Below are 15,208 nucleotides of genomic sequence, written 5' to 3'. Positions count from 1 at the left end.
ATGGAACTGGAATACACCCCGCAGCAACAACAGCTGCGTGCGGAGATGCGGGCCACGTTGCAACAGGTGATGACCCCCGAACGTGTCTCAGCGATCGGCAAGAACATCGAGGGCGGCCCCGCCGTCCGCGAGTGCGTACGTGCGCTGGCCGCCGCCGACCTGCTCGGCGTGGGATGGCCGAAAGAATATGGCGGGCAAGGTTTCTCGGCGATTGAGCAGTTCATCTTCGCCGAAGAAGCGCGACGGGCCGGCGCGCCGATCCCGTTGGTGACGCTCAATACCGTGGGCCCGACGCTGATGCAGCGCGGCAGCGAGGAGCAGAAGCAGAAGTTTCTGCCCGCCATCCTGGACGGCAGCGTCGAGTTCGCCATCGGCTACTCCGAGCCCGGTGCCGGTAGCGACCTGGCCTCGGTGCGCACCACGGCGGTGCGCGACGGGGACGAGTACGTGATCAACGGCCAGAAGATGTTCACCAGCGGCGCCGCCTACGCTGACTACATCTGGCTCGCTGCCCGCACCGACCCGAACGTCAAGAAACATAAAGGTATTTCGATCCTGATCGTGCCGACGTCGTCAGCGGGGTTCTCCTGGCAGCCGCTGCACACCATGCCGGGCATCTCGACCTTCTACACGTTCTACGACAACGTGCGGGTGCCGGTGAGCGCACTGGTGGGCGAGGAGAACCAGGGTTGGCAGCTGATCACCACCCAGCTGAATTTCGAGCGCGCCGCCCTGGGCAATCTGGGTGCGCTGGAGCCACTGTTCGAAAAGACGCTGGCCTGGGCCGAATCCACCGAGCTCGACGGTGCCCGGGTCATCGACCAGCCGTGGGTACAGCTCGCGCTGGCCAGGGTCGAAGCACAGGTCGCCGCATACAAATTGGTGAACCTGCGGGTGAACGCCGCGATGACCAAAGGCGTACTCAACATGGGAGAAGCCTCGGCCGCCAAGGTCTTCGGCACCGAGCTCACCCAGCAGGTCGCCCGCCAGCTGCTCGAGGTCCTCGACGGCAACGGGGTGCGCCGTGGTGCCGACGCGCCGCTTCGTGGCGCCCTGGAAACGGCGTACCGGCAGGCCGTCATCAACACGTTCGGTGGCGGCGCCAACGAGATCCAGCGTGACATCATCGCCATGGCCGGGTTGGGCATGCCGCGGGCACCACGTGACCTTCGCGCCACAACAGAAAAGGCAGGTTAAATGACGGACGCAGAACTTCTGGCCAAGCTGCGCGGGCTGGTCGACAAACCGACCGGGGGCAGCGGAAAGCCTTCGGTGGCACCGGATCCGGTCAACCAGCCGATGATCCGGCACTGGGCGTATGCCATGGACGACCTGAACCCGGTGTACATCGATCCCGATTTCGCGGCGACGTCCCGCTTCGGCGGCATCGTCTCACCGCCGGTGATGCTGCAGACCTGGACGATGCCGTCGCCGAAGCTGGAAGGGATCGGGGACCGCGGCGGTGCGCCCATCGAGATCAAGAGCAACCCGACGGCGTTCCTCGACGAGGCCGGGTACAGCAGCACCGTGGCCACCAACTCCGAATTCGAGATCGAACGGTATCCGCGACTGGGCGATCAGATCAGCTCGACAACGGTCTACGAGTCGGTGTCGGACGAGAAGAAGACCGCGCTGGGCACCGGATTCTTCCTGACCTGGCTGACCACCTACACCAACCAGGACGGGGAAGTGTTGGGGCGGCAGCGATTCCGGGTGCTGCGATTCAGGCCGGAGCGCTGATGGCGACCCGGATGACGCCGGCGATCAGTCCGGACACCGAGTTCTTCTGGAACGGTCTGCGGGACCACAAGCTGCTGATCCAGCGTTGCGCAGGCTGCGGCGTGCTGCGGCACCCGCCCCGGCCGATGTGCCCGCAGTGCCGCTCGCTGGACTGGGAGACCGTCGAGGCGTCCGGACGGGGCACCGTCTACAGCTACGTGCTGCCGCATCAGCCGCGCGTCCCGTTCTTCGACTACCCCTACATCGTGGCGCTGGTCGAACTCGAGGAGGGCGTGCGGCTGGTGTCGAACCTCACCGACGTGGACCCGTCCGACGTGACGGTCGGGATGCCGGTCGAAATCTACTTCGAGGCCTTCGAAGGCGTGTCCAGGAAGTCTCAGGAAGACCTTGTGCTGCACCAGTTCCGGCCGAGCGGATAGAACATGGACTTCACCTTCACCGAGGAACAGGAAACCATCTCGAAGCTGGCCCGCGAGATCTTCGAGCGCCGGGCCACACCGGAGCGGTTGACCGAACTGGAGGCGGGCGAGGTCCGCTACGACGAGGCGCTGTGGAAAGAACTCGCTGCCGTCGACCTGTTGGGAACCGCACTGCCGGAAGCGTACGGCGGCAACGGCGGTGGCTTCGTGGAACTCGGTGTGCTGCTGGCCGAGGTCGGGTGGAGCGTGGCGCCGGTGCCGGCCTACGCGACGCTGGTGCTGGGGGCCGATCCGATTGCCCGACACGGCACCGAAGAACAACAGCAACGCCTGCTACCCGAAGTCGTTGCCGGCAACCGCATCCTGAGTGCGGGGCTGGCCGAACCCGGCCGATCCGACCCGACTCGCCCGGCCACGACCGCGCGCCGCGACGGTGCGAGCTGGCGCCTGGAGGGTGCCAAGGAACTGGTCCCGGCAGGCCAACTCGCCGACACAGTGCTGATCCCGGCCACCATCGACGACGGGGACGTCGGCCTGTTCCTGCTGGCCACCGAGGACCCAGGCGTCGAGGTCCGGCCGGTGTCGACCACCGACCGCGAACCCCACGCCGACGTGTTCCTGGATGGCGCAACGGTTTCCGGCGGCGACCGCCTCGAAGGCGCCTCGGTCGAGTCGCTGTACACGCGGGCGCTGGCCGCGCTGTGCGCCATCCAGCTCGGCGTCGCCGATCGCGCGCTGCACATCGCCGCCGAATACACTACCGGGCGTGAACAATTCGGCCGGCCCATCGGCAGTTTCCAGGCCGTGCAACAGCGGATGGCCGACGCCTTCATCGACGTCGAGGCGATCCGGTGGACCACCTGGCACGCGGCGTGGCTGATCGCGAATGAGCAGCCGGCCGACCGGGCGGCACGCATTGCGAAGTTCTGGGCCGCCGAAGCCGGCGCGCGGGTGACCGCAACCGCTCAGCACGTCCACGGCGGCATCGGGATCGACACCACCTATCCTTTGCACCGCTACTTCCTGTGGGCCAAGCACAATGAGCTCACCCTCGGCCCTGCTTCCCAGCAGCTTGCGCGCCTGGGCTCGACATACTCGGAAGGACTGTAGATGACGACCACCGCCAGTCGCACGACCACGTTGAAGTGGGCCGACATCGAGGTCGGCGACGACGTCACCGCCCTCGAAATCCCCATTGACACAACGAAGATCGTCGCCGGGGCGATTGCGTCGCGTGACTTCATGCCGGCGCACCACGACCGCGACTACGCCAAGAAGCAAGGCTCCCCGGACCTGTTCATGAACATCCTGACCACCAACGGGTACTGCGTCCGGTTCCTCACCGACTGGGCCGGGCCGGAGGCGATGGTCAAGAATCTCGCGATTCGGCTTGGGGTGCCGTGTTTTCCGGGCTCCACGCTGAGCTTCGCCGGCACCGTCTCCGCCAAGAACCCCGGCACTGACGGCGAGAACTTCGTCGAGGTGACCTTCCGGGGTTCCAACAACCTCGGCGACCACGTCTCGGGCACTGCCGTGCTCAGCCTGCTCGACGGGGCGGGCGCATGAGCGCTTTGCCGGGACGTTGTGCCATAGCCGGCATCGGTCAGACCGAGTTCTCCAAGGAGTCGGGCCGCAGCGAACTCCAATTGGCTTGCGAGGCAGTCAGTGCCGCGATCGACGACGCCGGCCTGGCACCCAGTGACGTCGACGGCATGGTCACCTTCACCATGGACTCCAGCGACGAGATCGACATCGCCCGCAACGTCGGCATCGGCGACCTGAGCTTCTTTTCCCGCGTGCATCACGGCGGCGGCGCGGCGGCCGGCACCGTCGTGCATGCCGCGATGGCGGTCGCGACCGGCGTCGCCGATGTGGTGGTGTGCTGGCGGGCGTTCAACGAGCGATCCGGGTTCCGGTTCGGCGGCAGTGGACGTACCAGCGCCGAAACTCCCTTGTTCATGGCGCATTACGCACCCTTCGGATTGATCACACCGGCCGCCTGGGTGGCGCTGCACGCCCAGCGGTACATGTCGACCTACGGGGTCACCAACGAGAATTTCGGCCGGATCGCCGTCGTCGACCGCGCGCACGCCGCCCGCAATCCCGACGCCTGGTTCTACGAACGTCCGATCACGTTGGAAGACCACCAGAACTCGCGCTGGATCGTCGAACCGGTGCTGCGCCTGCTGGACTGCTGTCAGGAGAGCGACGGCGGCGTCGCGCTGGTTGTGACCAGCGCCGAACGGGCCCGCGATCTGCGCCAGCCGCCGGCGATCATCACCGCGGCTGCCCAGGGCGCCGCCGCCGACGGCGAGATGATGACCAGCTACTACCGCCAGGACATCACCGGGTTGCCGGAGATGGGCGTCGTCGCCGACCGGCTGTGGCGCGATTCGGGCCTGAAACCGCAAGACATCCAAACCGCCTTCATCTACGACCATTTCACGCCGTTCGTGTTCACCCAACTCGAGGAACTCGGCTTCTGCGGGCGCGGCGAGGCCAAGGATTTCGCCACCGTCGAGCGATTGTCACTGGGCGGTGAATTCCCGATCAACACCAACGGCGGCCTGCTCGGCGAGGCCTATATTCACGGCATGAACGGCATCACCGAAGGCGTTCGGCAGGTGCGGGGCACTTCCTACAACCAGGTCGAAAACGTCGAGCATGTGCTGGTCACCTCGGGTACCGGGGTGCCCACCAGCGGGCTCATCCTCGCCCGGGACGGGTAGGCCCGATGACCCAGGCCCAAGCGACCGATACGCGGGAACTCATCCTCGATTCCGCGTATGCGTGTTTCCGTAAACACGGGCTGCTGAAGACTACGATCGTCGACATCGCCCGGGAGGCGGGCATATCGCGCAGCACGATCTACGAGTACTTCTCCGACAAAGGGGCCATCCTGGAGGCCTGCGCGGAGCACGCTTCCGAGCAGTTCTACCGGGAAATGACCAGAGCGATGAACCCCGGCTCCTCGCTCGAGGAAAAACTCGCCAACGCAGCGGTTTTCGTCACCCAGGCGCGCCGGGCGATCGCCTCCGAGGAGTACTTCGACGAAGACGCGATCAGCCTGCTCCTCACCAAGGACGCCGCGGTGCTGTTGCGTGAATGCGTCGACTTCTTCGCTCCCTACTTGTCTGCGGCGAAGATCACCGGCGAGGTGCGCAAGGACCTCGACGTGGAGTCGGCCGGCGAATGGTTCGCGCGGATCCTGTTCTCGTTGTTCAGCACCGCCTCGCCGATACGCGATATGGACGATCCCGACGTCGTCGCCGAGTTCGTCAGCGCACACGTGGTGCGCGGCTTCGCCGACGACCGCGCGCGGCCCGCCCGCACCATTCGCCCTCGTTGAACACGCTCGGGTGTGGGCCACGGCTTTCATTGTGAAGCCGGGGCTTTGATTGTGAAGCCACGGCTTTCAATGTGAAGTCACGGCTTTCAATGTGAAGCCTGGGCGGCCAGATCGCGATTTCGCCGCCCTGAGTTCACTCTCAACGCCACACCTTCACTCTCAACGCCACACGCTCACTCTCAACGCCGCACCTCTCAACGCCACACGCTCACTCTCAACGCCCTGGCCTCACGATCGATGCGTCAACCCTGGCAGGAAGAACCCAAGTCAAAACCCATGTGCGGATACGCGTGCTCGGTCGCCGGGACGAACGTCTCCTTGATGGTGCGCGTCGACGTCCAGCGCATCAGGTTCAGCGCCGACCCGGCCTTGTCGTTGGTCCCGGATCCGCGTGAGCCACCGAACGGCTGGCGTCCGACCACCGCCCCGGTCGGCTTGTCGTTGACGTAGAAGTTTCCCGCCGCGAACCGCAGCCGCCGCGAAGCGGTCAGCACCGCCTCGCGGTCGTCGGCGATAACCGCGCCCGTCAACGCATACCGGGATCCGGTGTCGATGACCTCGAGCATCCGCTCGTACTGGCTGTCCGGGTAGACGTGCACAGACAGCAGCGGCCCGAAGTACTCGGTCGCGAACGCCTCGTCGGTCGGGTCGTCGGACAGCAGCACGGTGGGCCGCACGAAATACCCTTCGCTGTCGTCGTATTCGCCGCCGACCGCGACAGTGACACCGGTGGCACCCTTCGCCCGTTCGATGGCGTCGACGTTCTTGACGAACGCGCGACGGTCGATCAGCGCGCCACCGAAGTTGGACAGATCGGTGACGTCGCCGTAGGTCAATTCGGCGACCGCACCGAGGAACTCGTCACCCATCCGCTGCCACACCGAGTGGGCGACGAACGCCCGCGAGGCGGCCGAGCACTTCTGGCCCTGGTAGTCGAACGCACCGCGAATCAGGGCCGCACGCAACACATCTGGCCGCGCGGAGGCATGCGCAAGCACGAAGTCCTTGCCGCCGGTCTCCCCCACCAACCTCGGATAGCTGTGGTAGCGGCCGATATTGGCCCCAACCTGGCGCCACAGGTGCTGGAAGGTGACCGTCGACCCGGTGAAGTGGATGCCGGCCAGCCGCGGGTCATCCAGCGCGACGTCGGACACCGCCAGACCGTCCCCGGTGACCAGGTTGATCACCCCGGCCGGCAACCCGGCCGCCTCCAGCAGTTGCATCGTCAGATACGCCGACAGCGTCTGCGAGATCGACGGCTTCCACACCACGGTGTTGCCCATCAGCGCCGGCGCGGTCGGCAGGTTCGCGGCGATCGAGGTGAAGTTGAACGGCGTAATCGCATAGACGAAACCGTCGAGCGGGCGGTAGTCGCTGCGGTTCCACTCCCCCGGACCACTGATCGGTTGCTGCGCCAGAATCTGCCGCGCGAACGCGACGTTGAACCGCCAGAAATCGACCTGCTCACAGGGTGCATCGATCTCGGCCTGGTACACCGACTTGGACTGGCCGAGCATCGTGGCCGCGGCGATCTTTTCCCGCCACGGCCCGGCCAGCAGGTCGGCGGCCCGTAGGAAGATCGCCGCGCGTTCGTCGAACGGCATCGCCGCCCAGTAGTCCTTCGCGGTCATCGCCGCTTCGACCGCGGCGGCGGCGTCGGCGTGGGTGGCGTTGGACAGCGTGCCCAGTCTGGCGGCGTGCCGGTGCGGCTGGACGACGTCGATCGTCTCGCCCTTGCCCATCCGGTGCCGGCCCGCGATGACATGCGGTAGCTCGACCGGGTTAGCGGCCAGCGCAGCCAGTTCGGTGCGCAGCCGGGTGCGCTCGGGTGAGTTCGGCGCGTAGTCGTGCACCGGCTCGTTGGCCGGCATCGGTACCTGGGTGATGGCGTCCATGCAGGTCAGGATCCGCGCCGTAGCGCCTCGATCAGTTGGCTGATCAGCCAACAACTGGTGCTGTTGCTAGTAGCATCGGACAACATGGGGTCCGGCGTCGGACTCGGCCATTTGCTGCTGGCCCTGGACGCGACCATGGTGCGCCTGGTCGCCGCGCCGCGGGGCCTGGACCTTCCGGTGGCCAGCGCGGCATTGATCGATACCGACGACGTGCGACTGGGTCTGGCCGCTGCAGCCGGCTCGGCCGACGCCTTCTTCCTGCTCGGTGTCGGCGACGACGACGCGGTGCGCTGGATCGCCGCACCCGCCCGCGCGCCCGTGGCGGTCTTCGTCAAGGAACCGTCGGCGCCGGTGGTGGCGGCGGCAGTGCGGGCCGGTGCCGCGGTCGTGGCCGTCGATCCACGCGCCCGGTGGGAGCGGATCTACCAGCTGGTCAACCGCGTGTTGGCGCACGGCCCTTCCGACCAGCAACAGGATTCCGGCTCCGATCTGTTCGGGCTGGCACAGTCCCTGGCCGACCGGATTCACGGCATGGTCAGCATCGAAGACGCCCAGTCGCACGTGCTGGCCTATTCGGCCTCCAACGACGAAGCCGACGAGTTGCGCCGGCTGTCGATCCTGGGCCGCGCCGGCCCGCCCGAGCATCTGCAGTGGATCGGTCGAGCGGGCATCTTCGACGCGCTGCGGAAGGGAAACGACGTGGTGCGGGTGGCCGAGCGCCCGAACTTGGGTCTGCGGCCGCGCCTGGCCATCGGCATCCACGAAAACGGCGTGTTCACCGGCACCATCTGGGTGCAGCAGGGGTCGCAGTCGCTGGCTGAGGACGCCGAGGAGATGCTGCGCGGGGCCGCGGTGCTGGCCGCCCGGATCATGTCGCGCTTGGCGGCCCGCCCGTCCACCCACACCTTGCGGGTGCAGCAGCTACTCGGCCTGACTGACGGCGGCGCGGTGACCGACATCGCCGTCGAACTCGGCCTGCCGGTAGCGGGCGACGGCGTGCTGATCGGCTGGGACACCCTCGCGCCCGGCGACCGCCAGACGCGCCTCGCCGACGTCTTGGCACTGAGCGCCAGCGCTTTTCGGCACGATGCGCAGGTCGCATCCAATGGGTCCCGGGTCTACGTCCTGCTACCGCAGCTCGGCACAGCCCGGTCGATCCCGTCCTGGGTGCGCGGCACCATCGCCGCGCTACGCACCGAAATCGGCGTCGAATTGCGCGCGGCCATCGCCGTGCCGGTCCCGGGCCTGGCCGCGGTATCGGAAGCCCGCATCGAGGTGGACCGGGTACTCGACAGCGCCGAACGCCACCCCGGCACCATCGGCCGGGTCACCTCGCTGGCCGAAGCGCGCACCACGGTGCTGCTCGACGAGATCGTCACCCTGATCGGCACCGACGAACGACTCGTCGATCCCCGGATCCGCACCCTGCGCAACCGGGATCCGATGCTGGCCGAGACGCTACGCGTCTACCTGGACTGTTTCGGTGACGTCGCCGCCGCGGCGCTGCGCCTGCAGGTGCACCCGAACACGGTTCGATACCGGGTGCGCCGAATCGAGAAGGTGCTGTCGACCTCGCTGAGTGATCCCGAGGCGCGCCTGTTGTTTTCGCTGGGTTTACGGGCAACCGAGCCGTCGGCCTGAGGTTTTCCCAGACAGCGGCGCTGGTCGGGCAATAGTTATTCTCAGGCTGAGCGTAACTGCAAGAGTTGCAGCGGTTTTGCCTGCGGTTAGGCTTCGGTTCGTGGCCGATCATCCGTCGTCATATCTGGTGCTGGCATCCCAGCGCAGCGGGAGCACGCTGCTCGTGGAATCGCTGCGCGCGACCGGCGTGGCCGGCGAGCCGCAGGAGTTCTTCCAGTACCTGCCCTCCACCAGTCAGTCCCCACAGCCGCGGCAGTGGTTCGCCGACGTGGACGACGAGTCGATCCTGAGCCTGCTGGACCCGCTCGACGAAGGAAAGCCCGACCTCGCACCGGCGGAGATCTGGCGCGACTACATCCGCACCGTCGGCCGCACGCCGAACGGGGTGTGGGGCGGCAAGCTGATGTGGAATCAGACGCCGCTGTTGCTGGACCGGGCGGCCGGCCTGCCCGACCGCTCGGGAGAGGGTTTGTTGTCCGCGATCCGCGACGTCGTCGGCGAGGACCCGTTGCTCATCCACATCCACCGGCCCGACGTCATCTCGCAGGCGGTGTCGTTCTGGCGCGCGGTGCAGACCCGGGTGTGGCGCGGACGGCCCGACCCGGTCCGCGACGCGCGCGCCACCTACCATGCCGGCGCGATCGCGCACGTGGTCAAGATGCTGCGGGCGCAGGAGGAAGGCTGGCAGAACTGGTTTGCCGAAGAAAACGTCAAACCGATCGAGATTTCCTATCCGGTGTTGTGGCGCAACCTGACTCAGGTCGTCGGCCACATCCTCGAAGAGCTGGGTCTGGACCCGCGACTGGCGCCCGAACCGGTGCTCCAGCGTCAGGCCGACCAGCGTTCCGACGAGTGGGTGGACCGCTATCGGACCGATGCCGAAAGAGAGGGGCTCCCCACATGAGCGCTCCGACAGACACGTTGCACGTCGACGAGCTGAGGCTGCTGGAAGCCGAAGCGGTGCACATCATCCGCGAAGTCGTCGCCGAACTGGAGCGGCCGGTGCTGCTGTTCTCCGCCGGCAAGGACTCGATCGTGTTGCTTCGGTTGGCGGAGAAGGCATTTCGCCCGTTGCCGCTGCCGTTCCCGGTGATGCACGTCGACACCGGACACAACTTCCCCGAGGTGATCGAGTTCCGCGACGAGCGGGTCACCGGCGAGGGGCACAAGCTGATCGTCGCCTCGGTCCAGGAGTCGATCGACAAGGGCCGGGTGCCCGACCCGGGCCCGTCGGCTTCGCGCAACCGCGCCCAGACCCGCACCCTGCTCGACGCCCTCGAGGAGGGCGGCTTCGACGCGGCCTTCGGCGGCGCACGACGCGACGAGGAACGCGCGCGGGCCAAGGAACGGATCCTCAGTTTCCGTGACGAGTTCGGTCAGTGGGACCCGCGTGCCCAGCGCCCGGAACCGTGGTCGCTCTACAACGGCCGGATCAAGAAGGGCGAGCAGGTCCGGGTGTTCCCGTTGAGCAACTGGACCGAGCTCGACGTCTGGCGCTACATCGAATTGGAAGAGCTGGAGATTCCGTCGATCTACTACGCGCACGAGCGTGAGGTGTTCGAACGGGACGGCATCCTGCTGGCGGTGTCGGAATACGCCAGCCCGCAGGACGGGGAGAAAGCCGCCAAGGAATGGGTGCGTTACCGCACCGTCGGGGACCTGACCATCACCGGCGCGGTGCGTTCGGAAGCCACCGACATCACCGGCGTCATCCGTGAGATCTCGGCCGCGACGGTGTCCGAGCGCGGTGAGACCCGCGCCGACGACCGCACGTCAGCCGCTGCGATGGAAGACCGTAAGCGAGAAGGGTATTTCTGATGACTGTCGCCGACAAGGCCGAGAAAGTCGTACACCCCAAGGGAATAACGCGTCAGCTGCTGCGGATCACCACCGCAGGATCGGTGGACGACGGCAAGAGCACCCTGATCGGCCGGCTGCTGCACGACACGGACAGCCTGCCGCTGGACCATCTGGAAGCCGTCACCGACGAGGAGGGCGTGGCCGATCTGGCGGCGCTGTCCGACGGCCTGCGCGCCGAACGCGAACAGGGCATCACCATCGACGTCGCGTACCGGTTCTTTTCCACCGAGACGCGCAGCTACATCCTGGCTGATACACCGGGTCACGAGCGTTACACCCGCAACATGTTCACCGGCGCCTCCAATGCGCACGTGGCGGTGCTGCTGGTCGACGCGCGCGAAGGAGTGCTGCGGCAGACGCGCAGGCATGCCCGGATCGCGAAGCTGTTGGGCATCAAGCACTTTGTGGCCGCCGTCAACAAGATCGATTTGATCGACTTCGACCAGGGCAAATTCTCCGACGTCGAAGAACAACTGGGCCAGGTGGCGGCGCGGCTGGGCGAAGTCGACATCAAGGTGATCCCGCTCGCGGCCAAGCACGGCGACAACGTGGTGCACCGCTCCGACCGGACGCCGTGGTACGACGGCCCCACGCTGCTGGACTATCTGGAAGGCGTGGAACTGGCCGCCCCGCAGGCCGAGGCGTCCCGGCTGCGGCTGCCGGTGCAGTGGGTCTCGCGCCCGACCGACCAGCAGCGCCGCCGTTACACCGGCCGGCTGGCGGCGGGCACGCTGAGCGTCGGAGATCCGGTGATGTCGCTGCCCGCCGGCACCAAGTCGACGGTGACCGCGTTGGACACCCTCGATGACGACCGAAACACCGCTGTCGCACCGCTTTCGGTGTCCATCGAGTTGGAGGACGACATCGACGTCGGTCGCGGCGACGTCCTGGTCAGCGGGGCCGAGGATGCGGTTCCGCCGGTGCTGGCCCGGGAATTGGACGCCAATGTGTGCTGGTTCATCGACAACCCGCTGCGCGCCGGTGACCGACTGGCGTTGAAACAGACGACCAAGACCGTGCGGACCACCGTGCAGGAGCTGCACTCGCGCCTGGACCCGGAGACCCTGGACGAGATCGACCAGCCGGTCGAGTTGACGCTCAACGACATCGGCACCGTGACGTTGCGCACCAGCTCGGTCGTCATCGCCGATCCCTATACCGGCAACCGGGACAGCGGCGCGTTCATCCTGATCGACGAGACCACCAACGACACCGTCGGCGCCGGCACCATCATCGAGGCGCGGGAAGTCAAGCCGGGTGCCAGTCAGCGCACCGACATCCGTTGGCACCCTTCGGCGTTGGACCGCAAGCACCGCTGGAAGGCGACCGGCCAACCGGGTGCGACGATCTGGTTCACCGGCCTGCCGGCCTCGGGCAAGTCCACCGTCGCGGTGGCCGTGGAACGCGCACTCGTCGAATCCGGTCGCGTCGCCTACCTGCTCGACGGGGACAACCTGCGACACGGACTGTCCGACGACCTGGGCTTCTCCCCCGGCGACCGCACCGAAAACATCAGGCGGGTAGGGCATTTGACGCGCCTGCTGGCGGACGCGGGCGTGGTCGCGTTGGCCTCGCTGGTATCGCCGTTGAAGTCTGACCGCGAGACCGCACGCGCGCTCAACGACGCCGCCAAACTCCCGTTCATCGAGGTGCACATCTCCACCTCGCTGGAGGAATGCGAGCGCCGCGACCCCAAGGGTCTGTACGCGCGGGCACGCAAGGGCGAACTGAAGGGGATGACCGGTGTGGACGCGCCGTACGAGCCGCCGGAGGAAGCCGACCTGGTGCTCGACACCACCGATGCGGACATCGACGATCTCGCCGCCAAGGTGATCAGCCTGCTCGACGAGCGCAGTCCGCGTAAGTAACGGCAGATCACCCGAACCGGTTGGCGCCCACTGGTTGTCGCGGTCATCGGACGAGTCGTCGTCGCCTCGGTGTCGCTGGGGCTCGTCCTGTTCACCTCACGCGTTTTGCACCGGGGCGTAGCCGGCTGAGCTGATCGGCATAAACGGACCAACAGTTGGGTAGACACCCGGAAGCTCGATCCTTGCGCGCCGCCTGCGAGCTGACGGGAGACGACCATGAAACGCTGCATCGTCGCAGGACTGACCGCCCTGTTGCTGGCCGCGGTGCCGGTAGCCGTGGCGGCGCCGGCCGCCGCCGGCTGTGTGTACGGCGGAGGCGTCATCAGCAAGTGCGACGGACCCGTTCAGCCGGACGGCACCTGGCAACGATGCGTGGGAGTTGCCCAGCTGGTTCCGCACGGCGCCAGTTCCTACCTGACGCCCGTCAAGAACTGCGACGTGCTGGGTCCGGATCGGACCCCCGCGGATCCCGCGCTCGCCGACCCGCCCGCGCACATCGACTGACGGCGGGGGACGCTGGCGCGTCGAGGGCTCTTATGCCAGCGTGAGCGCATGACAATTCCCGGCCGAGCCGATCAAGCGCTACCCATGCCCACGTCACGCAAGGTCCTCTGCGTCGTCTACGGTGCCATCGCGGTAGCCGCACTCGTCGCGACCTGGAGTCAGAATCTCGCGTATTTCGACCGGCCCGCGCGCTTTCTGCACGACTTCACCCTGGACGCCAAAGTCACACCGGCGTCCCGATCGTTGACGGCCGACCTGTTGCTGCTCGCCCTGGCGGTCATCATCCTGATGGTGATCGAGGCCAGAAAGCTCGACATCAGATTCGTGTGGCTCTACGTCGTCGCCGGATTCGCCGTCGCGATCAGCGTTTCGTTTCCGTTGTTCCTCATCGCCCGCGAATTTCGGTTGGGCACAACAGATTCCCCGCGGCTACACACGCCGGACACCGTCCTGCTCACGGCTTTCGCCGTTCTGGCGGCGGCGCAGACCATCTGGGTGGCCATAGCGTGACGGGTCCTGGCGCTCAAGGGCGTGTGCGGTCCGGGTCGACGATCCCGCGCGTAGGTTCTCCACCCGAGACGGGGCATATACCTCGGCCAGGAACTGCTCGACCGCCACCGCGGTGTGCGCCGCGCGGGTCGACCCGAAGATGTCGAAAGCATGCTGCGCGCAGGGCAATTCGGCGTAGACGACCGGCTGGCGGCTGACCTCGCGGAGCCGCGCGGTGAAACTGCGGGCCTGCTCCACCGGAATCAACGAGTCGTTGACGCCGTGCAGCACGAAGAACGGTGGCGCGTCTTCGGACACGTGGGTGATGGGCGAGGCCAGCCGGAACGGCTCGACGATGTCGGCCCGCCCGAGCTTGAACACGCGCTTGGCCATCATTGCGTGCATCATCGGATGCACCGCGTCGTCGCGGGTGAAGTCGTAGAACCCGTAGAACGGCACGGCAGCCTGCACCCGGGTGTCGGCGTCTTCGAAGTCGGGCTGGAACAGCGGATAGTTCGGGGTGAGCGCGGCGAGCGAAGACAGGTGCCCGCCGGCCGAGCCGCCGGTGATCGCGATCCAGTTCGGGTCGCCGCCGTATTCGGCGATGTGCTCTTTGGTCCACGCGATGGCCCGTTTGACGTCGACGATCTGGTCCGGCCAGGTCGAGCGCGGGCTGAGCCGGTAGTTCACCGACACACAGACCCAGCCGAGTTCGGCCAGATGGCTCATCAACGGATGTGCTTGTCCGCGTTTGTTTCCCACCATCCAGGCACCGCCGTGCACCTGCAACAGCACCGGCGCCCGCCCGTCGCGGTCGAGATCGGGGCGGCGCCAGATGTCGAGGTGGTTGCGCGAACCGAACTCCCCGTAGCTGATGTCGCTGTCGTGGGCGTAGTCGCGCCAGATGCGCAGCATGCGCGCCGGGCCCGGCTTCTTCGCCGTCGCACCATCGGGCGCCGGACGCTTCCACAGGTCGGCCCCGTCGGTGCGGCGGTCGGGACCCAGCCCTTCGTCCAGCGCCGCCGTCAGGGTCTCCTGGGCGGTGTGCCCGGCACGCCGCAGCCCCAGCAGGGCCAGCCAGGATGCGCAGGCCAACCCCCAACTCAGCAGACTTATCCGCGGCGACCGCCGAGGAGTTACCGCGGCCAGGGCGGCGACGTGCGCGGCCAGCCCATACAACGGCAGTTCCGAAGCGAACAGTCCGTAGCCGAACGCGTAGCCCGCGCCGTAACCGCGCTTGCTGAACGGGCGATAACCGTTGGCCGCGAACACCACCCCGGCCAGCGCCACCAGGATCGCCGCTATCCGCTTCATCGTCTTCCCTCCCGTCGCTGGTTGACCAATCTATCCGGTCGCTCCCGCCGAACCTCGGCCAAGCGCCCACTCCCTTCCCGCCGAGCAGACGCAAAATCCCCCTATCACCCCGTGATTTGGGGGATTTTG

Annotated in this window: 14 protein-coding genes and 2 pseudogenes; 14 read left to right on the top strand and 2 right to left on the bottom strand. The window is 67.0% G+C overall.

Going from position 1 to position 15,208, the window contains the following annotated elements; genetic code table 11:
* Genes AC5Y4D_RS13955 through AC5Y4D_RS13925 form a run of 7 tightly spaced genes read left to right on the top strand, consistent with a single transcriptional unit; the run spans position 1 to position 5,508 of the window.
* Positions 1-1,197 (top strand): acyl-CoA dehydrogenase family protein, encoded by a 1,197-nt coding sequence (locus AC5Y4D_RS13955; protein WP_500037434.1) that lies wholly within the window; start codon positions 1-3, stop codon positions 1,195-1,197.
* Positions 1,198-1,740 (top strand): FAS1-like dehydratase domain-containing protein, encoded by a 543-nt coding sequence (locus AC5Y4D_RS13950; RefSeq protein WP_500037433.1) that lies wholly within the window; start codon positions 1,198-1,200, stop codon positions 1,738-1,740.
* On the top strand, positions 1,740-2,159 hold the full coding sequence (locus AC5Y4D_RS13945; RefSeq protein WP_500037432.1) for a Zn-ribbon domain-containing OB-fold protein: 420 nt from the start codon (positions 1,740-1,742) through the stop codon (positions 2,157-2,159). The genes AC5Y4D_RS13950 and AC5Y4D_RS13945 overlap by 1 nt, the downstream gene beginning before the upstream one ends.
* A gap of 3 nt (positions 2,160-2,162) precedes the next feature.
* Positions 2,163-3,269, top strand: a complete 1,107-nt coding sequence (locus tag AC5Y4D_RS13940) for an acyl-CoA dehydrogenase family protein (protein WP_500037431.1) — start codon at positions 2,163-2,165, stop codon at positions 3,267-3,269.
* Positions 3,270-3,725 (top strand): MaoC family dehydratase, encoded by a 456-nt coding sequence (locus tag AC5Y4D_RS13935; RefSeq protein WP_500037430.1) that lies wholly within the window; start codon positions 3,270-3,272, stop codon positions 3,723-3,725.
* The gene (locus AC5Y4D_RS13930) at positions 3,722-4,888 is read left to right on the top strand and encodes a lipid-transfer protein (protein ID WP_500037429.1); all 1,167 of its coding nucleotides are present in this window, start codon (positions 3,722-3,724) and stop codon (positions 4,886-4,888) included. Before AC5Y4D_RS13935 ends, AC5Y4D_RS13930 begins: the two co-directional genes overlap by 4 nt.
* 5 nt (positions 4,889-4,893) lie before the next feature.
* Positions 4,894-5,508: a TetR/AcrR family transcriptional regulator gene (locus AC5Y4D_RS13925; RefSeq protein WP_500037428.1), complete on the top strand. Its 615-nt coding sequence runs from the start codon at positions 4,894-4,896 to the stop codon at positions 5,506-5,508.
* Positions 5,509-5,750: 242 nt separating this feature from the next.
* On the opposite strand, the gene pruA is transcribed toward AC5Y4D_RS13925, so the two are convergent.
* A complete protein-coding gene (pruA, locus tag AC5Y4D_RS13920; protein ID WP_500037427.1) occupies positions 5,751-7,403 on the bottom strand; it encodes an L-glutamate gamma-semialdehyde dehydrogenase in 1,653 nt (550 codons plus the stop codon).
* Between the two features lie 84 nt (positions 7,404-7,487).
* On the opposite strand from pruA, the gene AC5Y4D_RS13915 reads away from it, so the two are divergent.
* The 7 genes and pseudogenes from AC5Y4D_RS13915 to AC5Y4D_RS13885 all read left to right on the top strand — a co-directional run bounded on the left by AC5Y4D_RS13915 (position 7,488) and on the right by AC5Y4D_RS13885 (position 13,786).
* Positions 7,488-9,044: a PucR family transcriptional regulator gene (locus AC5Y4D_RS13915; RefSeq protein ID WP_500037426.1), complete on the top strand. Its 1,557-nt coding sequence runs from the start codon at positions 7,488-7,490 to the stop codon at positions 9,042-9,044.
* Between the two features lie 100 nt (positions 9,045-9,144).
* Positions 9,145-9,948 (top strand): trehalose 2-sulfotransferase, encoded by an 804-nt coding sequence (stf0, locus tag AC5Y4D_RS13910; protein ID WP_500037425.1) that lies wholly within the window; start codon positions 9,145-9,147, stop codon positions 9,946-9,948.
* A complete protein-coding gene (gene cysD / locus AC5Y4D_RS13905; RefSeq protein WP_500037424.1) occupies positions 9,945-10,862 on the top strand; it encodes a sulfate adenylyltransferase subunit CysD in 918 nt (305 codons plus the stop codon). The genes stf0 and cysD overlap by 4 nt, the downstream gene beginning before the upstream one ends.
* On the top strand, positions 10,862-12,772 hold the full coding sequence (gene cysC, locus AC5Y4D_RS13900) for an adenylyl-sulfate kinase (RefSeq protein WP_500037423.1): 1,911 nt from the start codon (positions 10,862-10,864) through the stop codon (positions 12,770-12,772). Before cysD ends, cysC begins: the two co-directional genes overlap by 1 nt.
* Positions 12,773-12,901: pseudogene (locus AC5Y4D_RS13895) on the top strand (putative sulfate exporter family transporter); the annotation flags it as partial.
* Positions 12,902-12,988: 87 nt separating this feature from the next.
* Positions 12,989-13,276, top strand: coding sequence for a CDGP domain-containing protein (locus tag AC5Y4D_RS13890; protein ID WP_499989762.1), 288 nt, complete (start codon positions 12,989-12,991; stop codon positions 13,274-13,276).
* Positions 13,277-13,324: 48 nt separating this feature from the next.
* Positions 13,325-13,786, top strand: coding sequence for a DUF2834 domain-containing protein (locus AC5Y4D_RS13885; protein WP_500037422.1), 462 nt, complete (start codon positions 13,325-13,327; stop codon positions 13,784-13,786).
* Between the two features lie 72 nt (positions 13,787-13,858).
* On the opposite strand, the pseudogene AC5Y4D_RS13880 reads toward AC5Y4D_RS13885, so the two are convergent.
* Positions 13,859-15,079, bottom strand: a pseudogene (locus AC5Y4D_RS13880) (alpha/beta hydrolase fold domain-containing protein); the annotation flags it as partial.
* Positions 15,080-15,208 lie beyond the last annotated feature (129 nt).

Source organism: Mycobacterium sp. NGS67 (assembly GCF_059812185.1).
The sequence above is the reverse complement of the archived record's forward strand: the minus strand, read 5'-3'. Positions and strand labels throughout refer to the sequence as shown.

Bases quoted from the DNA above. Each gene is read 5' to 3' on its own strand.
- AC5Y4D_RS13935 (WP_500037430.1), top strand. From the start codon at position 3,270: ATGACGACCACCGCCAGTCGCACGACCACGTTGAAGTGGGCCGACATC.
- AC5Y4D_RS13930 (WP_500037429.1), top strand. From the start codon at position 3,722: ATGAGCGCTTTGCCGGGACGTTGTGCCATAGCCGGCATCGGTCAGACC.
- AC5Y4D_RS13890 (WP_499989762.1), top strand. From the start codon at position 12,989: ATGAAACGCTGCATCGTCGCAGGACTGACCGCCCTGTTGCTGGCCGCG.
- AC5Y4D_RS13925 (WP_500037428.1), top strand. From the start codon at position 4,894: ATGACCCAGGCCCAAGCGACCGATACGCGGGAACTCATCCTCGATTCC.
- AC5Y4D_RS13915 (WP_500037426.1), top strand. From the start codon at position 7,488: ATGGGGTCCGGCGTCGGACTCGGCCATTTGCTGCTGGCCCTGGACGCG.
- AC5Y4D_RS13955 (WP_500037434.1), top strand. From the start codon at position 1: ATGGAACTGGAATACACCCCGCAGCAACAACAGCTGCGTGCGGAGATG.
- cysD (WP_500037424.1), top strand. From the start codon at position 9,945: ATGAGCGCTCCGACAGACACGTTGCACGTCGACGAGCTGAGGCTGCTG.
- AC5Y4D_RS13940 (WP_500037431.1), top strand. From the start codon at position 2,163: ATGGACTTCACCTTCACCGAGGAACAGGAAACCATCTCGAAGCTGGCC.
- cysC (WP_500037423.1), top strand. From the start codon at position 10,862: ATGACTGTCGCCGACAAGGCCGAGAAAGTCGTACACCCCAAGGGAATA.
- AC5Y4D_RS13945 (WP_500037432.1), top strand. From the start codon at position 1,740: ATGGCGACCCGGATGACGCCGGCGATCAGTCCGGACACCGAGTTCTTC.
- AC5Y4D_RS13950 (WP_500037433.1), top strand. From the start codon at position 1,198: ATGACGGACGCAGAACTTCTGGCCAAGCTGCGCGGGCTGGTCGACAAA.
- AC5Y4D_RS13885 (WP_500037422.1), top strand. From the start codon at position 13,325: ATGACAATTCCCGGCCGAGCCGATCAAGCGCTACCCATGCCCACGTCA.
- pruA (WP_500037427.1), bottom strand. From the start codon at position 7,403: ATGGACGCCATCACCCAGGTACCGATGCCGGCCAACGAGCCGGTGCAC.